Below are 884 nucleotides of genomic sequence, written 5' to 3'. Positions count from 1 at the left end.
CCCGCGTTCCGCAGATGATGTAGCCGTCTGGTCGGTGAATCTGGGGGTTGAGCTGGGGAAACACCGACTGGCCCGGTGACGGGGCGTGTCACTAGGCGGTGGGATCGGCGCAGGTCAGGGGGCTGCGGGTGTTGCCTCAGTGATCAGCGGTGGAACGGGTAGGCGGAGTGCGGTGAGGATCGTGGTCTGGCCGCTGGTGAGTTCGGTGCGGCGGCGGAACGTGCCGGCTGGGCCGGTGAAGGTGCCCAGGTGGATGCGGTCGAGTTCGCGTCGCAGGTCGGGCCAGCGTCGGCCGGTGCGGGTCTCGGCGACACGGATGAGGAGCAGGGCGAGCCAGCAGAGCAGGACGTGGGAGCGGATGCGGTCCTCGCGGCGGTGATAGACCGGTCGGAGATCGAGCACGGTCTTCATGTCGCGCCAGCCGCGTTCGACTTCCAGGAGTTGTCTGTAGCCCAGGGCGATGTCCTCGGTGGACAGTGTCGGGTCGCTGGTGCGCAGTAGGTATTTCCCGTCGAGGTTGGCCTCGCGTTTGACGGCGGTGGCGTCGATGCGCAGCAGCCCGCCCGGTGTGGTGCGCAGATATCGCTTGAGGTGTGGTCTGGTGGAGATGACGCCTTTGAGTTCGGCGCGTTTGGTCGCTGACAGCGTGTCCGATCCGTTGATCATCTCGGTCAGGGCGGTGATGTGCTTGTCGCGCAGCGCGGCGTCGTGTTCGGCTTCGGCGGGGTTGTAGCAGACCACGAACCGGTCGTCGGCCAAGTCCTTGTCCAGTTTGACTTCCTTGACTTCCAGGTTGTCGCGGACCTTCTGGTAGCGGCCTTGGCGGGACAGTGCCGCGTCCGCGGCGGGAGTGCCGCCACGGAGTTTCTCCCCGAGGATGTAGT

1 protein-coding gene is annotated in these 884 nt (G+C 66.2%); it reads right to left on the bottom strand.

What is annotated here, in order from left to right; all coding sequences use genetic code 11:
- Positions 1–114 precede the first annotated feature (114 nt).
- Positions 115–884 (bottom strand): IS1634 family transposase (locus FM051_RS50005; RefSeq protein ID WP_420803681.1); only part of this gene is annotated, 770 nt, incomplete at its 5' end.

Source organism: Saccharothrix deserti, assembly GCF_009769385.1.
Lineage (GTDB): Bacteria > Actinomycetota > Actinomycetes > Mycobacteriales > Pseudonocardiaceae > Actinosynnema > Actinosynnema deserti.
Note: the sequence above shows the minus strand (reverse complement) of the source record. Positions and strands in the feature narration are given on the sequence as shown.